The 18127-nt window shown below is 71.7% G+C and carries 13 protein-coding genes; 6 read left to right on the top strand and 7 right to left on the bottom strand.

The window, feature by feature from the left end:
- Positions 1-135: 135 nt before the first annotated feature.
- Positions 136-3690 (bottom strand): transcription-repair coupling factor, encoded by a 3555-nt coding sequence (gene mfd / locus ACIRVK_RS19725; protein WP_404248658.1) that lies wholly within the window; start codon positions 3688-3690, stop codon positions 136-138.
- A gap of 190 nt (positions 3691-3880) precedes the next feature.
- Between mfd and ACIRVK_RS19720 the strand changes: the two genes are divergently transcribed.
- Entirely contained in the window at positions 3881-4132 is a 252-nt protein-coding gene (locus tag ACIRVK_RS19720) for a type II toxin-antitoxin system Phd/YefM family antitoxin (RefSeq protein ID WP_404248656.1), read from the top strand.
- A 6-nt stretch (positions 4133-4138) separates the two neighbouring features.
- Positions 4139-4513, top strand: a complete 375-nt coding sequence (locus ACIRVK_RS19715) for a type II toxin-antitoxin system VapC family toxin (RefSeq protein ID WP_404248654.1) — start codon at positions 4139-4141, stop codon at positions 4511-4513.
- Positions 4514-4595: 82 nt separating this feature from the next.
- Here the strand turns inward: ACIRVK_RS19715 and ACIRVK_RS19710 are convergent, their stop codons facing one another.
- A complete protein-coding gene (locus ACIRVK_RS19710) occupies positions 4596-7175 on the bottom strand; it encodes an ABC transporter permease (RefSeq protein ID WP_404248652.1) in 2580 nt (859 codons plus the stop codon).
- A complete protein-coding gene (locus ACIRVK_RS19705; RefSeq protein WP_404248650.1) occupies positions 7172-7960 on the bottom strand; it encodes an ABC transporter ATP-binding protein in 789 nt (262 codons plus the stop codon). The genes ACIRVK_RS19710 and ACIRVK_RS19705 overlap by 4 nt, the downstream gene beginning before the upstream one ends.
- Before the next feature lie 555 nt (positions 7961-8515).
- On the opposite strand from ACIRVK_RS19705, the gene ACIRVK_RS19700 reads away from it, so the two are divergent.
- A complete protein-coding gene (locus ACIRVK_RS19700) occupies positions 8516-8974 on the top strand; it encodes a DUF485 domain-containing protein (protein ID WP_404248648.1) in 459 nt (152 codons plus the stop codon).
- Positions 8971-10584, top strand: a complete 1614-nt coding sequence (locus tag ACIRVK_RS19695) for a cation acetate symporter (RefSeq protein WP_404248646.1) — start codon at positions 8971-8973, stop codon at positions 10582-10584. Before ACIRVK_RS19700 ends, ACIRVK_RS19695 begins: the two co-directional genes overlap by 4 nt.
- Before the next feature lie 25 nt (positions 10585-10609).
- Here ACIRVK_RS19695 and ACIRVK_RS19690 read toward each other — a convergent pair whose 3' ends face one another.
- The 3 genes from ACIRVK_RS19690 to ACIRVK_RS19680 form a co-directional block, all read right to left on the bottom strand.
- Positions 10610-11497: a cellulose-binding protein gene (locus tag ACIRVK_RS19690; RefSeq protein ID WP_404248644.1), complete on the bottom strand. Its 888-nt coding sequence runs from the start codon at positions 11495-11497 to the stop codon at positions 10610-10612.
- A 189-nt stretch (positions 11498-11686) separates the two neighbouring features.
- A complete protein-coding gene (locus ACIRVK_RS19685; protein ID WP_404248642.1) occupies positions 11687-14242 on the bottom strand; it encodes an SUKH-4 family immunity protein in 2556 nt (851 codons plus the stop codon).
- An 8-nt stretch (positions 14243-14250) separates the two neighbouring features.
- Positions 14251-15234 (bottom strand): SMI1/KNR4 family protein, encoded by a 984-nt coding sequence (locus ACIRVK_RS19680; protein ID WP_404248744.1) that lies wholly within the window; start codon positions 15232-15234, stop codon positions 14251-14253.
- A gap of 319 nt (positions 15235-15553) precedes the next feature.
- Between ACIRVK_RS19680 and ACIRVK_RS19675 the strand changes: the two genes are divergently transcribed.
- Both ACIRVK_RS19675 and ACIRVK_RS19670 read left to right on the top strand, forming a co-directional pair.
- A complete protein-coding gene (locus tag ACIRVK_RS19675) occupies positions 15554-16093 on the top strand; it encodes a YwqJ-related putative deaminase (protein WP_404248640.1) in 540 nt (179 codons plus the stop codon).
- A gap of 76 nt (positions 16094-16169) precedes the next feature.
- Positions 16170-16664 (top strand): SUKH-3 domain-containing protein, encoded by a 495-nt coding sequence (locus ACIRVK_RS19670; RefSeq protein ID WP_404248638.1) that lies wholly within the window; start codon positions 16170-16172, stop codon positions 16662-16664.
- Between the two features lie 12 nt (positions 16665-16676).
- Here ACIRVK_RS19670 and ACIRVK_RS19665 read toward each other — a convergent pair whose 3' ends face one another.
- Positions 16677-17981: a sensor histidine kinase gene (locus ACIRVK_RS19665; RefSeq protein ID WP_404248636.1), complete on the bottom strand. Its 1305-nt coding sequence runs from the start codon at positions 17979-17981 to the stop codon at positions 16677-16679.
- Between the last annotated feature and the right edge of the window lie 146 nt (positions 17982-18127).

Below are 18127 nucleotides of genomic sequence, written 5' to 3'. Positions count from 1 at the left end.
CAAACTCGGGGTGCACGGTGCCCGGCCCCCCCAGCGGTAGCCCGAGGGGCCGGGGTGAGGCGGCCCGCGGAACCGGAGTTCCGCGGACGGCCTCAGCCCTGCGTCACGAGCCTTGCGCGCGCCCCGAGTCGAGTGTCACGACCCGAGGATCGACGTCAGGAACTCGCCCACCCAGCCCAGCAACTCCCGCCCGACGAGCGGCTTTCCGCCCACCTTCGCCGTCTTCGGGCGCGGCACCAGAACCTGGTGCACGGCCGGCTTGATGACGGACCCCGGGTAGAGGCGCTTGACCCGCAGTTCCTGGGATTCCCTCAACTCCACCGGCGCGAAGCGGATGTTGTTGCCCTGCAGGACGACCTCGCCCACGCCGCACGCGCGGGCGAGCATGCGCAGGCCCGCGACCAGCAGCAGGTTCTCGACGGGCTCGGGCAACTTGCCGTAGCGGTCGACGAGTTCCTCGCGGACGGACTTGATGTCCTCCTCCGTGTTGGCGGAGGCGATGGCGCGGTAGGCCTGCAGGCGCAGGCGCTCGCCCGGCGCGTAGTCGTGCGGGACGTGGGCGTCGACCGGAAGCTCGATCTTGACCTCGAGCGGCGGTTCCTCCTCGACCCCGCCCTCCAGGGAGGCGCGGTAGTCCGCGACCGCCTCGCCGACCATGCGGACGTACAGGTCGAAGCCGACGCCCGCGATGTGGCCGGACTGCTCGCCGCCGAGCAGGTTGCCCGCGCCGCGGATCTCCAGGTCCTTCATCGCGACGTACATGCCCGCGCCCATCTCGGTGTGCTGGGCGATGGTGGCCAGACGCTCGTGGGCGGTCTCGGTCAGCGGCTTCTCCGGGGGGTAGAGGAAGTAGGCGTAACCGCGCTCCCGGCCCCGGCCCACCCGGCCGCGCAACTGGTGCAGCTGGGAGAGGCCGAAGTTGTCGCCGCGCTCCACGATCAGCGTGTTGGCGTTGGAGATGTCGATGCCGGACTCGACGATCGTCGTGGAGACCAGGACGTCGTACTTCTTCTCCCAGAAGTCGACGACGACCTGTTCGAGGGTCGACTCCGACATCTGGCCGTGGGCGGTGGCGATGCGGGCCTCGGGGACGATCTCGCGCAGCCGGGAGGCCGCCCGGTCGATGGACTCGACCCTGTTGTGGATGTAGAAGACCTGGCCCTCCCGCAGGAGTTCACGGCGGATCGCGGCGCCGATCTGCTTCTCCTCGTAGGGGCCGACGAAGGTCAGGACCGGGTGGCGTTCCTCGGGCGGGGTGGTGATCGTGGACATCTCCCGGATGCCCGTCACGGCCATCTCCAGGGTCCTCGGGATCGGGGTCGCGGACATCGTCAGGACGTCGACGTTGGCGCGCAGCTTCTTCAGCTGCTCCTTGTGCTCGACGCCGAAGCGCTGCTCCTCGTCGACGATGACCAGGCCGAGGTCCTTGAACTTGGTCTCGGAGGAGAAGAGGCGGTGGGTGCCGATGACGACGTCCACCGAGCCCTCCCGCAGGCCCTCCAGGACCGCCTTGGCCTCGGTGTCGGTCTGGAAGCGGGACAACGCCCGTACGTTGACCGGGAACTGGGAGTAGCGCTCGCTGAACGTCCCGAAGTGCTGCTGGACGAGGAGGGTGGTGGGCACGAGCACCGCCACCTGCTTGCCGTCCTGGACGGCCTTGAACGCGGCGCGCACCGCGATCTCCGTCTTGCCGTAGCCGACGTCGCCGCAGATCAGGCGGTCCATCGGGACCGACTTCTCCATGTCCTCCTTGACCTCGGCGATGGTGGTGAGCTGGTCGGGGGTCTCCGCGTAGGGGAAGGCGTCCTCCAGTTCGCGCTGCCAGGGGGTGTCGCCGCCGAAGGCGTGGCCGGGCGCCGCCATGCGCGCGCTGTAGAGCTTGATGAGGTCGGCCGCGATCTCCTTGACGGCCTTCTTGGCGCGCGCCTTGGTCTTCGTCCAGTCCGCGCCGCCCAGGCGGTGCAGGGTGGGGGCCTCGCCGCCGACGTACTTGGTGATCTGCTCCAGTTGGTCGGTGGGGATGTAGAGGCGGTCGCCGGGCTGGCCGCGCTTGGCGGGGGCGTACTCGACGACCAGGTACTCGCGGGTGGCGCCCTGCACGGTGCGCTGCACCATCTCGATGTAGCGGCCCACGCCGTGCTGCTCGTGGACGATGTAGTCGCCCGCCTCCAGGGTGAGCGGGTCGATGGTCTTGCGGCGGCGGGCCGGCATCCGGGCGCCGTCCTTGCCGGCCGCCTTCTGGCCGGAGAGGTCGGTCTCGGTCAGGACGGCCAGTTTCAGCGCCGGGTCGACGAAGCCGTAGTCGATCGAGCCGCACGCCACGTGCACGACGGACGGCGAGATCGCCCCGAGGTCGGTGTCGAGCCGGGCCGCGATGCCCTCGCCGCCCAGCACCTCGACCGTACGGGAGGCCGGTCCGTGGCCCTCGGTGACGAACACGGTGCGCCAGCCGTCGGCGAGCCAGCCCTTGGTGTCGGCGAGGGCCTTGGCGGTGTCCCCGCGGTAGGTCTCGGGGGCGTGCATGCCGAGCTTGAGGGTGTCGCCCGCCGCGTCAGCGGCAAATGTCTCCGTCAGCTCCTCGTCGGCCGCGAACGGCGACACTGACCACCACATCATGTCCAGTTCGCGGGCCCGGTCGCGGACGTCCGCGATGGACCACAGGGAGGCCGCTCCGACGTCGATGGGCGCCTCGCCGCCGCCCGCGGTGGCCGCCCAGGAGGCCTGCAGGAACTCCTGGCTGGTGGCCACGAGGTCGGCGGCCCGCGTGCGGACGCGCTCCGGGTCGCACACGACGGCCATGGCGCCCTTGGGCAGCACGTCGAGGAGCAGTTCCATGTCGTCGACGAGGACGGGGGCCAGGGACTCCATGCCCTCGACCGCGATGCCCTCGGCGATCCTGTTCAGGAGTTCGCCCAGCTCCGGGTGTTCCTCGGCGAGGGCACGCGCGCGGGCGCGGACGTCCTCGGTGAGCAGCAGCTCGCGGCAGGGCGGCGCCCACAGGCCGTGCTCGGCGACCTCCAGCGAGCGCTGGTCGGCGACCTTGAAGTAGCGGATCTCCTCGACGTCGTCGCCCCAGAACTCGACGCGCAGGGGGTGTTCCTCGGTCGGCGGGAAGACGTCGAGGATGCCTCCGCGCACCGCGAACTCGCCGCGCTTCTCGACGAGCTCCACGCGCGCGTACGCGGCGGCGGCGAGCGCTTCCACGACCTCGTTCAGATCGGCGTTCTGCCCGGTCCGCAGGGCGACCGGCTCCAGGTCCCCGAGCCCCTTGACCTGCGGCTGCAACACGGACCGTACGGGCGCGACGACCACGGACACCGGGCCGGTCTCGGGGTCGTCGGGACGCGGGTGGGCGAGTCGGCGCAGCACGGCGAGCCGGCGCCCCACGGTGTCGCTGCGCGGGCTGAGCCGCTCGTGCGGGAGGGTCTCCCAGGAGGGGTACTCCACCACCCCGTCCGACGGCAGCAGCGACCTGAGCGCGGCCGCCAGGTCCTCCGCCTCACGCCCCGTCGCCGTCACCGCCAGCACCGGGCGGCCGGTCTCGCGGGCCAGGGCCGCGATGGCGAGGGGGCGGGCCGCCGGGGGGCCGACCAGGTCGACGTGCATGCGGTTGCCGTCCTGACCCGCACGGATCGCTTCGGCGAGGGCGGGGTCCTTGACGACGGCGTCGAGCAGACCGTGCAGGCTCATTCGGGGCGGCTTTCGTCCGGGGTGGGCAACACGAAGGGCCCGACACGCGTGGCGGGCCGGGGGTCTCCAGGGTACGTCGCGGACGGGGTGATCACTCGGGGGAGTGAATGCGCTGGTCCGGTGGAGGGAGGGGCGGCTACCCTGGATCCAGGGCTAGTCCAACCCCTAGTCCACTACGTCGGGAGAGCTCATGAGCACGCAGCACGCCCAGCGGCAGTACAACGTCCACGACGCGAAGACGAACTTCTCCCGGATACTGCAGTTGGTCGAGACAGGGGAAGAGATCATCATCAGCCGGGCGGGGGAGCCGGTGGCGAAATTGGTGCCGTTCCGGGAGCGGGTGAGTCGCACGGACCACGGGGCTCTGCGGGGGCAGATCCACATCCCCGACGACTTCGACGAGCTGCCCGACGACATCGCCGAAGCGTTCGGGATGCGGTGACCGACGATGAGCTATCTGATCGACACCCACATCGCTCTGTGGTGGCTGGACGCCTCCCCCGAGCTGTCCGACGACCTCAGGGAGCTGCTCCGCACCCGGCCCGAGGTCTACATGAGCGCGGTGACTCCCTGGGAGGTCGCCCTCAAGTACTCGCTGGGCAAACCGGGCCATGTCCCAGGCCTGCCCGAACGCGTCCGCGACCTGCAGTTCAAGCCGCTTCCGGTCACCATGGAGCACAGCGTCGGCGTCAGTGAGCTGCCGTGGCACCACCGCGACCCCTTCGACCGCATGCTCGTGGCGCAGGCCCAGCACGAAGGCCTGACGATCATCACCCGCGACACCTGGATCCCCAAGTACGACGTCGAGGTGCTGCCCGCCTGAGGGGACGCGGCGGCCCGGCGCCGCGCAGTCCCGCAGGACTCCCCGGCGCCGGGCTCTCCCCCGCAACCCCCGTGTGCGGTGGCTATTCGGTGGCGATCGCGTTCAGGACGTTCATCCGCCCCGCCCGGAAGGCCGGGATCAGAGCCGCGACCAGGCCCACGACCGCCGAGCCGAGGAACACCGTGACCAGCGTCGACCAGGGAACCTGAAGGACCTTCAGGCCCTCCAGGGCGAGGAGCTTCTGGGCGGTCGCGCCCCAGCCCATGCCCAGGCCCAGGCCGAGCAGGGCGCCGAAGAGGGCGATCACCACGGACTCCATGCGGATCATGCGGCGCATCTGGCGGCGGGAGAGACCGATCGCCCGCATCAGGCCGATCTCCCGGGTCCGCTCGACCACCGAGAGGGCCAGCGTGTTCACCACGCCCAGGATCGCGACGATGATCGCCAGCGCCAGCAGGCCGTAGATCATGTTGAGCAGCTGCCCGATCTGGTCCTTCAGCGCCTGCTTGTAGTCGGTCTGGTCGCGCACCTTGTACTGCGGGTAGTCGTGCAGCGCGGACTTCAGCGACTTGTACGCGGCGGCCTGCTGCCCGTCCTTGGCCGTCGCGAAGACCATGTGGTCCAGCGGCATCTTGTCGGCCGGCACGTACTTGGCGAGCGTGGCGAGGGACGTGTACTGCGCGCCCTGGTCGATCACGTCGTCGCTGGTGGTGATGGCCCGCACGGTCAGCTCGGCCGCGGTCCCGTCCTTGAACGCGACCTTGATCTTCGAGCCGAGGTGGATGCCGTGCGCGGTGGCGAACTTCTCGTGCACCGACATCGAGTCGGGCCGGTAGGCGTCCGCGAGGTTGCCGGCGACGGTCTTCTTGCGCAGGTCGCTGGCGTACGTCGGGTCGGCCGCCGTGATCTCGGTGTCCTTGAGCGTCTTGCCGTCGGGCGTGGTGTAGTCGGCGGTGGTCGGCCGGTACTCGGTGACCCGGGACAGCCCCGGTGTCGCCTTCACGGCCTTGACCGCCTGCGGAGTGATCATCTGACCGCCGTCGGACTGGATGATGAAGTCCGTGCCGACGGTCTTGTCGAGCTGGTCGGTCGCCGAGGCGACCATGGAGGAGCCGACCACCGACAGACAGGCGACCAGCGCGAGCCCGATCATCAGGGCGGCGCCCGTGGCACCGGTGCGGCGCGGGTTGCGCAGCGCGTTGCGCTCGGCCATCCGCCCCACCGGCCCGAAGGCCCGCAGCAGCACCGCGCCCAGGACCCGGACGACACCGCCCGCGAGCAGCGGGCCGATCACCACGAACCCGATCAGGGAGAGCACCACGCCCAGCCCCAGCCACAGCGAGCCGCCGCTCGCCTTGTCGGCGGACGCGGCCAGGTAGAGGGCGAAGCCGCCGCCGGCGGTCAGCAGCGTGCCGAGCACGGCCCGTACGACACCGGCGCGGGCGTCGGCCGGGGCGCCCGCGTCGCGCAGCGCGGCCATCGGGGAGACCTTGCCGGCCCGGCGGGCGGGCAGATAGGCGGCGAGGACGGTCACGACGACACCGAGGACCAGGCCGACCACCGGGGTCGTCCAGGTCACCGTGAGGTCGGCGGTGGACAGGTGCATGCCCATGTGGCCCATGAGCTTCATCAGCCCGACCGCGAGCCCGACGCCCGCGCCGACCCCGAGGACCGAACCGAACACACCCAGCAGCAGCGCCTCGGCCAGCACGGACCGGTTGACCTGCTTGCGGCTGGATCCGATGGCCCGCATCAGGCCGATCTCGCGGGTGCGCTGGGCGACCAGCATCGAGAAGGTGTTGATGATCAGGAAGATGCCGACCAGGAAGGCGATCCCGGCGAAGCCGAGCATCGCGTACTTCATGACGTTCATGAAGCTCTCGACGCTCTTCTGGTTGGCGTCGGCGGTCTCCTTGGCGGTCTGCACCTTGTAGTGGCCGCCGAGTGCCGAGACGACGTTCTGCTTCAGCCGGGCGTCACTGACCCCGGAGGCGGCCGTGACGTTGACGTTGGTGAACACCCCGGTCTTCCCGACCAGCGTCAGCTGGGCCGTCCGCGTGTCCAGGTAGAAGATCGCCGCGCCGGGGTTGGTGACCTGGAAGGAGGCGATGCCGGAGATCCGCGCCTGGTGCGTGCCGACCGCGCTGATCACGGCGATCTCGTCACCGAGCCTCAGGTGGTGCTTGCCGGCCGTGTCCGCGTCGACCATCACCTGGCCGGAGCCCTGGGGCGCCGCACCGGAGGTGATCTTCATGGTGCGGGCGTCGTTGCCGTTCCAGCTGCCGACGATGGTCGGGGCGCCGCTGGAGGGCGAGAGGTTGTCCTTCTTCGCGTCGACCACGGTCACCGAGGTCGAGAAGACGGTCCCCTCCGCCGCCTTCACCCCCTGTGCCGACCTCACCTGGGTGACCACGGAGGCCGGCATGACCGGTGGCCTGCCGTTGCCGGAGGTGGTCTGACCGCTGTCGGAGGCGGCCTTCGCGCTGACCGTCACATCGGAGGAGGTGGCCGCGAACAGCTTGTCGAAGGTGGTGTTCATGGTGTCGGTGAACACCAGCGTCCCGCAGACGAAGCCCACCGACAGCAGCACGGCGATCGCCGAGAGGGCCATGCGCCCCTTGTGCGCGAAGAAGTTGCGCATCGAGGTCTTCAGCACGGTCATGACGTACGCCCCCGGGCGTCGAAGTCCTTCATCCGGTCCAGGACGGCCTCGGCGGTCGGCTTGTACATCTCGTCGACGATCCGGCCGTCGGCGAGATACAGCACACGGTCCGCGTAGGAGGCGGCCACCGGGTCGTGCGTGACCATCACGATGGTCTGGCCGAGCTCGTCGACCGACCTGCGCAGGAAGCCGAGGACCTCGGCGCCCGCGCGCGAGTCGAGGTTGCCGGTCGGCTCGTCGCCGAAGATGATCTCGGGCCGGGCGGCCAGTGCGCGGGCCACGGCGACGCGCTGCTGCTGGCCGCCGGAGAGCTGGGTGGGCCGGTGCTTGAGGCGGTCGGACAGACCCACCGTGTCCACCACGCGCGCCAGCCACTGCTTGTCCGGCTTGCGGCCGGCGATGTCCATGGGCAGCGTGATGTTCTCGATCGCGTTCAGCGTCGGCAGCAGGTTGAACGCCTGGAAGATGAACCCGACCCGGTCGCGCCGCAGTTGGGTGAGCTTCTTGTCCTTGAGCCCGGTGATCTCGGTGTCGTCCAGGTAGATCTGCCCGCTGGTGACGGTGTCGAGCCCGGCGAGGCAGTGCATCAGGGTGGACTTGCCGGACCCCGAAGGGCCCATGATCGCGGTGAACTGGCCGCGGGCGATGTCCACGTCGACATGGTCGAGGGCGACGACGCGGGTCTCCCCGGCCCCGTACGCCTTGACGACCTGCCGCGCCCGCGCGGCGACGGCCGTCCGTCCTCCAGTGCCCCCGTGCCTGGGAATGGTCACGGCCGAAGTCATGGTTTGTCTCCTATGTCGGTCAACAGTGAGTCGCGAGAACTGGTACGTCGATGAGTCTGGTCGTGCGAGGGGCCGTGCGCGCTGGTGCCCGGCACCCTCTTGTACGGGGGTAAACCCCACCCCCGCCGGTTCGGTGAACCGCCCCCCGGCCGTCCCCCGGTCTGCTCCCCGGCCGCTCCTCAGCGGCGTAAGGCCAGGTTAAGGACGGGCCGTGCCCGCTCTCGTCCTCCAGGGGGACGAACCTCCCCCAGTCGTAGTACGGAGGAAACCCCTAGGGGGAGTCCACCGCCGGGTGGAGCCGATCTCGGGGTTGACTCCACCCACCGGCCCACCGAAGGCTCCACCCTCCCGCGACGTCAGGGTCAAGCGGGGAGCAAGAAATCCGAGTTAACGGCGGTAACACCGCAGGTCAGTGTAGTAAGCGCATACCGACCGGCCAGTTTGGTGAAAACGCCGCGCGCCCGCGAAACCGGCGAGTAGCGTGCGTGGCTCCGCACACCCCCCACCCTCCCTGCGGTCCGCCGCACCGGACCCGAGCCACGCAAGGAGCACGGGATGTCCTACGACCCGTACCCGCACCGCCGCCCCGCCTACCCGCAGCAGTACCGGCACCACGACTCCTCACCCTCCTACGAGGCCACCTACCCCTGGCAGCCGCCCATCGAGGACCCGCCCGAGCCGCCCCGGCGCCGTCCGCAGCGGCCCGCGCTCGGGCACCACAGCGACCTGCGGATCCTGCGCAGCGCCTACCGCTGGCAGCGCCGCACCGCCTCGCTCACCGCGCTCGGCTACTTCACGCTCTTCCTCGTCCTGTCGGCCTTCGCACCGTCCGTCATGACGAGCAGCGTCACCGACGGGCTGCCGACCGGACTCCTGCTCGCGCTGGTCCAGATCCCGGTGACCTGGCTCGCCATCGCCCTGTACGAGCACACCGCGCGCCGCTACGTCGACCCGATCGCGGACCGCATCCGCGCGCAGTCCGCCGTGGACGCCAAGCGGGAGGCCACCCGATGACGAACGGCTTCACGGGCAACGCCCAGGCCATGTCCCTCGTCGCCTTCTCCGCCATCGCCACGATCACGCTCCTGCTGTGCGTGATGACCGGCCCCGACCGCGACGACCTCGACGAGTTCTACACCGGCTACGGCTCCCTCTCCCCCGTGCGCAACGGCCTCGCCATCGCCGGCGACTACATCTCCGCCGCGAGCGTCCTGGGCACGGGCGGGGTCATCGCCCTGTGCGGGTACGACGGCATCGTGCTCGCGCTCAGCACCGCCCTGTCGCTGATGCTGCTGATGTTCCTGCTGGCCGAACCCCTGCGCAACGCGGGCCGGTTCACCATGGGCGACGCTCTCGCACGGCGGATGCCGCAACGCTCGGTGCGCGTCACCGCGTGCGCGGTGACGATCGCCGCGCTGCTGCCCCTGATGCTGGTCCAACTCGCCGGCACGGGGCAGCTGCTGGCGTTCATCCTCGGCTTCTCCGGCGACTCCCTGAAGACGGGCTGCATCATCGGCCTGGGCGCGCTGATGATCAGTTATGCCGCGATCGGCGGGATGAAGGGCACGGCCCTGATCCAGATCCTGAAGATCGTGATGCTGCTCGGGTCGGGTGCGGTGGTCGCCGCCCTGGTGCTGCGGCGCTTCGACTGGGACCCGGGTGCGCTGTTCGACGCGGCGGCCGCGCAGAGCGGGGTCGGCACCGCCTTCCTGCACTCGGGCGTGGAGTTCGCGGGCAGTCCCAACCCCCGCCTGGACATGATCAGTTCGGAGCTGACGGTCGTCGTCGGCGGCGCCTGCCTCCCGCACGTCACGATGCGCATGTACACCGCCGACAGTGCCCGTCAGGTACGGCGGTCCATGTCCTGGGCGGTGTCCGCGGTGGTCGTCTTCGTCCTCATCATGACGGTCGTCGGCTTCGGCGCGACGGCGCTGATCGGGCGGGCGGCGATCGCCCAGGCGGACCCGCGGGGCAACACCGCCTACCTGCTGGGCTCCCGGGCCGCCTTCGGCCCCGACGTCTCCACGGCGGAGACGTTCCTGTTCACGACGGTGACCACGGCGATCTTCCTGACCCTCCTCGCCTCCGTCGCCGGCATGATCCTGGCCTGCGCCAACTCCCTCGCCCACGACGTCTTCGCCACCCGCGTACGGGAGCTGTCGGCGCGCCGCGAGATGGGCCTGGCCCGGATCTCGGCGCTGGCGGTCGGCGTACCCGCCATCCTCCTGGCCACCCTGGTCCAACACCGCAGCCTGCAGCCCCTGGTGACCCTGTCCTTCTGCCTCGGCGCCTCCGCCATCGCCCCGGCCCTGGTCTACAGCCTCTTCTGGCGCCGCTACACCCGAACGGGCCTGCTGTGCACCCTGATCGGCGGCACACTCGCGGTCCTGCTGCTGATGCCGGGCACCAACCTGGTCTCCGGCTCCCCCGCGTCCGCCTTCCCCGAAGCCGACTTCAACTGGTTCCCGTTCACCACGACGGGCCTGGTGACGATCCCCCTGGGCTTCCTGTTCGGCTGGCTGGGCACAACCCTGTCCGGCCGGCGGACTGCGGAGGAACAGCGCCACCAGTACGAGGCGGTGGAGGGCTGGATCCTGGCCGGAGCGGTACGCAGAGGCGGCTGACCCGCCCCCGCCCGCCGGAGTCCGTTCACTCCCCGGGCGCCGATCCCGTCAACGCCGTAAGGCTGTCGCGGACGTTGTCCATCTGCGCCTGCACGTCGTCCCACCGCTCGGCGTGCTCGCGCAGCACCCGCTCCGTCTCGCGGGCGATCCGCTCGGCGCCGGCCCGCGCCTCGGCGACAATCTCCGCCGCCCGGGCCCGCGCCTCCTCCTCGCCCTGCCGCGCGGCCTCCTCGGCCTCGGAGAACTCCCGCTTCGCCTCGGACAGCACCGCCTCCGCGCGCGCCACCCGTTCGGCCTGCCGCGCGTCCAGCGCGGCCGCCCGCGCGGCCTCCACCTGCTCCACCTCGGCCAGCCGCTCGGCGAACTCCTCCGCCTGCTCGGCCAGCATCGCGGAGGTCCGGCCGCGCACCTCCCGGAGCGCGGCCAGCGCCTCACCACGGCCCTCCTTCACCGCGCGCCGGGTGGAGACCCGGATCTCCTCGGCCTCGGCCTGCGCGGCTAGCAGCCGCTGCCGGGCGCGTTCCTCGGCATCGGCGCGCACACTGTCGGCATGCGCCTGCGCGGCATCCCGCACGCCGTCGGCACGCGCCTGCGCCTCCTCCACCAGGCGCCGAGCCTCCTGCCGCGCCCCCTCCCGTACGGCGGCCGCCTCCTCCCGCACAACCTCGAACAGCCGCCGCGCGCCCTCCCCGAGGGACTCGTACGACTGCGGCGCGAGGTGCGCCACGGCCTCCCGCATCCGCGCCGCCTCCGCCTCCATCTCCTTGGCGAGCACGGTGAGCCGGGCGGCCCGTTCCCACGCGGCATCCCGGTCGTGCGAGAGCGCGGCGGCGTACGCGTCGACCTGTTCGGGACGGTAGCCGCGCCCCCGTACGGCCCCGAAGCCGTGGGGCGAGACCGCTGTGCTGCTCATCCTGGAACCCCTCTCCGCCGAACGGACGCGAAATGATGATTTCGCGCACATCTTGATGTATCGGACGTAAGTCCTCATAACCTGACACTCCGCGCACGCGTCACGGTCGGAACGAGCACACAAAAGGGCCGGGCCCGGTCACAACGACCGGGCCCGGCCCGAAGGCGTCAAGAAACGCCCAGGTGGGGGTTACAGCAACCCGTCCCACATCTGCTCGAGCAGCACCGACCACCAACTCTCCGGCGAACCGAGCGCCGCCGGGTCGAGGGAGGCCAGCTGGGCCTGGAAGTCGACGGTCCAGCGGCCCGCCTGCTCCTGGTTCAGACCGAACCTCAGCCGCCACATCCGCCCGAGCAGAGCGAGGCAGCGCTGGAACTCCGGCAGCCCCGAGTTCACGAACTGCGGCGGCACCGGCGCCCCGCCCGGCCCCGCCTCCACCGGCACGGCCACGATGTTCGCCGTCCCGTACTGCACGCACAGCGCCTTGCCGAAGTCGCTGCCCATCACGAGGTAGGAGCCCGCGTCCGCGGCCGGCCGCACGCCGCGTTCCTGCGCCAGTTCGGCGAGCGTCGGCACCGGACGGCCCGGCTGGGCCTGCGCCCAGAAGAACGGACCCATGTCCAGCGGCAGCCCCGCCACCACCAGCGACTGCGCCACGATCGGCGGCACGCCCTGGCGGGAGACGGCCTGCTGCTCGAACCGGAAGGTCCCCGGCCCGAACGCCCCCGCCAGCTCCTGCGCCACATCCTCCGGCGGCACCGGCGGCGCCGCCTGCACCGGCGGCAACGGCGCACGCACCGGCGCCGGGCGCGCGGGCCCGTCGGCCACCTGGTGCAACTCGCCCTGGTGCGCCAGGAGTTGCTGCATACCCTGCTGCCGGCTCGCGTGGTCCGTGCCGTACGGCGCGATGCTCGTGATCCGCGCCTGCGGCCACTGCTCCCGGATCATCCGCGCGCAGTACGCGCCCGGCAGTTCACAGGACTCCAACTCCGTGTGCAGCTCCAGCACCTGGTCCGGCGGCACGTTCAGGCCGCGCAGCTCGTGGAAGATCTGCCACTCCGGATGCGGCGTCCCCGGCGCGGAACGCCGGATCACCTGCTGCTCGGAACCGTCCTGCGCGCGGTACCGCAGCACGGCCTGATACCCCGGCCCGACAGTCGGCTGCCCACTCGGCTGCGGCGGATACCCGTACGCCGGCGGCTGCTGCCCGGGCACGAGGTGCCCCGGAGGAGGCATCACACCGGGTCCGGGCTGCCCGGGAGGGGGCATCGCGCCGGGCGCCGGCGGGGGCGGCGGCACGCCGGGGCCACTGCGCGGGGGCGCGCCGGGAGCGCCGGCGGGCGGCGGCGCCAGGACGGTCTCCGCGTGGTGAACGGCTCCGTGCCCAGCCCGGGCGGCGCCGGGAGCAGCAGGGACACCCGGAGCACTCGGTGGCTGGGGTGCGCCAGGGGCAGCGGACGCATGGGCGGCGACGGGCGGCACCGGTGGGCCGGGCGGGGTCGGCGTACCCGGGGCACCCGGAAACGGCGGTGCACCAGGCGGGGTCGACGCACCCGGGGCGCCGGGCGGCTGAGGGGCCGGTGGCTGCGGCGCGCCCGGGGGCTGCGGACCGGCAGCACCCACCGGCCCGTCGGGGCCGAGGGCCGAGACGAGCTGCGTCGGCACGTACCCGCCCGCGCCGGGACCGGGCGGAGGCGGAGGCGGGCTCCCCGGCCGCGCACCCGGCGCCCCAGGGGCACCCGGCGGAGGCGGCGGAGCGGACCCTCGGCGCGAGGGAGGAGCGGCCCTGCTGGTCGCGGCGTCAGCGATGTCCCCGGCGTTCGGCGCGAGCCCCGGCCGGCCCGGCGGCTGCGGCACACCCGGCGCCCCGCCGGGCCCTTGCGGGTACCCGTAGGACGGCGCGCCGGGCGGCGGCGGAGGCACGGCACCCGGCGCGGGCACCCCGGGAGGCGCCGAACCGGGCACGCCCGCACCCTGCGGATACCCGTACGACGGCGCACCCGGCACTTCGGGACGGGCAGGCGCCCCCGGCCCGCCCCCCGCGCCCCGCGCCGCATGATCACCCTGCTCGCCCCGGTCACCCGGGACCGGTGTCACCGCCGTCGGCGGAAGCCGGCTGCCGCCCGAGATCAGGGCCGTCTCGGCGTCCGGCGGGGTGTCGTCCACGTCGTTCAACGGCGGCGCGAACACGGTCGCCGGCAGCGGCACGGACCGGTCCTCGCCCGCGTCCGCGTTGGTGTCGGTCCCCGCCCACGGCGTCGCCCCCGCGGGCACGTCCGGCGCGACCGGAGCGTCCACGGCCCCGGAGGCCGCCATGGCAGCCCCGGGCTGCGTCTCGGGAAGCGCCCCGTCCCGCCGTTCACCGATGCCCAGCTTGTCCGCCGCCTCCTGCAACCACTCCGGCGGGCTCAGCAGGAAAGACGTCTGGTTCAGGTCCACCCGGGCGGAAGCCCCCGCCGGCGCCGCGGACTCCTCGTCCACGTCCGGACGGCCGTACTCCTCCTCGTACCGGCGGATCACCTCACCCACCGGCAGCGCGGGCCACAGCGTCGCCTCGCCGCTGTCGCGGGCGATCACCAGCCGCTGCGCGCCCCCGTCGGAACGCGGACCCTCCGCCCGGTCCTCCGCCCACACCACGAACCCGAGCTCGAACTCCCGTACCCGCACCTCACGATGCTGGTACGAGGGCACGTCCCCGTTGATCCACTCCTCGGCGCGCTCCTGCGCCTGCGCGAACGTCACCATCGCCCCGCTCACTCCCCCGCCACGGGCACGGACCGCGCGAAACCGCCGTCCACCATCAGGTTCGCCACCGTCTCCAACTCCGGCGGAGAACCGGCGAGTCGGGACAGGAACACATCGAAGTCCTCACCGCACGGCAGCAGCAGACGCTCCACCCGCTCCGCCGGCGCCCACGACGGATCGACGTCACGCGCGTCGTCATAGGCACAGAACCACACCGAACCGGTCCGCCCGCCCCGCACCTTCACCGCGAGCAGCCCGCCCTGCACGAAACCAACCCCCAGATAGTCCTTGGTGAGATGGTCACGCAGACACTTGTTCACATACACCAGGTCATTGACCGCCGCCTCGTCCCGCACCGTGAAGAACGGCTGGTCGACCAACAGCCCCACCTCGGCGTCCAACGCGGTCCCCACCGGAGCACACCCGCCCGCCGCCTTCAGGAACGACCGGTACGCACCCGGCAACCGGTACCCGAGGTCCTCCTCGACCCCCTGCACCTGCGCCTCCGTCACCGCCACCCCCGACTTCGGCAGCCCGAAATGCGCCGGACGCGTCTCCTGCAACGGCCGCGTGCCCCGCTTGTCCTGGTCCACCCCCGCCGTGGCGATCCCACCGTGATGCCGCAGCAACGCCTTCACCTCGACCGGCACCAGCTCCAGCCGCCGCGAACCCACCACGTGATGCCACGTCCAGCCGTGCGGAGTCGCCACCGACGGAACCGTGTCCCACAACGCATGACCACTCGCCGCGAGCGCCGCGTTCGCCGACACATAGTCCGTCAGCCGCAACTCGTCGACCCCGAAACCCTCCGGCGGCTCCGCGATCTCCGCCGCCGCCCGCGCATACGGCGAGAAATCGGGATAACCACGCTCATCGACCCGTACCCCTCTCGGGTGACGCGCCGCCCGAACCGGATCCGGGAAGTGCACGACCTGCCCGGCATAGGCCGCGTTCGGCGGCGCGGCCTGCTGCCCGAGCCGACCTGTCGTCATGGCGGTTGCCCCCTGCGGCACTCTGGTACGACCCGCGGCGACCGGCATCCGCCCCCACCACGCCCCGTATCGACTGTCTCGTCCGTCCCGACCTCCGTCGCGACGCCACCCGCCCGAAAGCGGTGCCGACAGCCTATGCGGTACGCCCGCACCGGTCACCGGGCACCGGCCGACCACCCCTCCACATCCGTGACCAGCCGTCACCCCGCCGTGACAGCACGCCCAAACCCGGGCGTGTCGCACGGCCCCAGCTACCGCACCAGCAACGGAGTTTGGCACTCTGTCTCCTCCGGGGGATGCTCGGGAGGGAAAGACGATCATGAACGCGACGCAGACGGGACCACACACGGCACCGCACACCGGTACGCCCACCACCGTGTCCGGCGACCCCCGCATCGGCTGGAGCGCCACCGCCACCACGGTCGCACCCACCCTCCTGCACCGACGCGACGGCATACTCCCCACCGTCGCCGCCGCCCTCTCCGTCCGCGGCGCCACCCTCACCGGCACCGCCGCCCGCGGCGAGGAACCACCACCCCTGCACCCCCTCGTGCAGGACTTCCTCGACACCCTCACCAGCGCCCAACGCGACCGCTTCACCGGCCGCTGCGCCGAGACGATCCTCATCTCCCGCCACATAGCCGCCGCCGACGCCGCCCGCAGCAAGCGCGCCGCCCGCCGCCCGATGACCAACGGCGAAGCCCGCAAAGCCCTCAAGCAGGCCAAACTCACCGCCCGACGCATCCGCGAAGACGGCGACCCCCTCCACGGCAGCTTCGCCACACCCTGCCGCGCCTGCACCGCCCTCAGCGCCCACTTCGGCGTCCGCATCGTCGACCCAGCCGCCACAGGCAACTGACCCCCACCCCACCCGTACGACAACACGGCCCACCAGCCGAACAGCGACACCGGCGAACTCGACGATCGAAGGGCAGATGCACCCCGACCGCACCACCAGCACACGCTTCCCCGTACCCGTCGACGCCGCCCTGCGTGCCGCCGGCTGGCAACCCGGACGCTGGGACATAAAACAAGCCGAGATCTGGGCCGACACCCTGCGCGAACACACCTCACCCGCCGGCCACCGGCACGCCGTCTTCCCCGCCGCCGTCGAGGCCTGGGCCGAATTCGGCGGCCTCCACATCACCCCCACCGGCCCCGGCCGCCAAGTCGCCCCCACCGCGATCCACGTCGACCCCCTCCACGGCCTCCACATGGCCCGCACCCTCGCCGACCTCGGCCGCGCCCTCGACACCGAGGTCAGCCCCCTCGGCACCGAAACCGAAACCGCCGCCCTCCTCGCCATCGACACCGAAGGCCGCGTCTACGCCCTCGACCACACCGGCGACTGGTACCTCGGCCCCGACATCGACCAAGCCCTCGCCGGCCTCACCACCGGCATCGAACCCCTACGCCTCACACCAGGCTGACCCGCCCGAGACTCACACCGCCGGAATCACCGCCGACACCCGAAAACCCCCCGCATCCGTCGGCCCCGACACGAACACCCCACCCAGCCCCGTCACCCGCTCCCTCATCCCCACCAACCCGTTCCCCCCCGACGGCAGCCTCGCCGCCGACGCCGACGCAATCTCCGGCGGCGGCTCGTTCTCCACCTGCATCGCGATCTCCGACACCCGGTGCGCCACCCGCACATACGTCTTCGCACCCGCCGCATGCTTGTGCACGTTCGTCAACGCCTCCTGCACCACGCGATACGCCGTCTGCTCGATCTCCGCCGCATACGACCGCACATCCCCCTCCACCGACAGCGCCACCACCATCCCCGCCGCCGCCGACTGCCCCACCAACTCCTCCAACTCCGACAGACACGGCCCCTCACCCTCATCGGCGTCCCCCGAAGCGGCCACCGCGGCAGCCACCCCCACCGCCGCCAACGGAACCGCCTGCCGCGCACCCCCCGAACCGTCCCCGCTCCTGAGCACCCCCAGCATCTCCCGCAACTCCGTCAGCGCCTGCCGCCCCATGTCCCCCACCAACGCGGCATTGCGGACCGCCTTCTCCGGATCCTTCCGCGCCACCGCCTGCAACGCCGCCGCATGCACCACCATCAGACTCACCCGATGCGCGACCACGTCATGCATCTCCCGCGCGATCCGCGTCCGCTCCTCACCCCGCGCCCACTCCGCACGCTCCTCGGCCCGCTCCGCGAGCAACTGCAACTCCCGCTCCAAGCTGTCCGCACGCTCCCGCAGACTCTCCATCAGCCGCCGCCGCGCCCCCACGTACAGCCCCAGCAACAGCGGCGGCGCGGTCATCCCGATCGCCGTCGTGATCGACGCGAACGGCACGAACCAGTCCCCCAGGTCCAGATTCCCGTGCGCCATGTCCTGCCGCACCCGCACGAACATCACGATCAGCATGCCGACGAGCGACATACCGGCGAGCGAGGCGATGATCCGGCGCGGCAACTCCGAGGCGGCGAGCGTGTACAGCCCGACGATCCCCATCAGATAGCCCATCTGGGCCGGCGTGATCGCGATCGAGACGAGAACGACGGCTATCGGCCACTTCCGCCGCACCAGCAACGCGGACCCGGCCACCACCCCGAACACGATCCCCGCCACCAGCGGAATCCCCGCGTCCTGCGCGAACCGGATCCCCTCGAACGCACACTCCACCGCGGACGCGACAGCAAGCCCCACATCCAAGGCGGCACCGCGCCACCTGCCCCACCACCACGGCCCTCCCCGGACCGTGGCATGGTCTTCCCCCGTCGTGGTCATGCCTCCAGCCTACGGTCGTTCGTGGCCGGTTTTCCGGTGAGTTTCCGGGACTGGCCTACACCACACTCCGTGACGGATCAGCCACGAACATCCCCCTTTCCCTCGAACTGCTGAATCGCTCACCGTTCGACCCCGGAAGCCCGGAT

The organism is Streptomyces sp. NPDC101152, from assembly GCF_044768275.1.
Taxonomy (GTDB): Bacteria; Actinomycetota; Actinomycetes; order Streptomycetales; family Streptomycetaceae; genus Streptomyces.
This window is presented reverse-complemented; position numbering and strand designations above follow the sequence as displayed.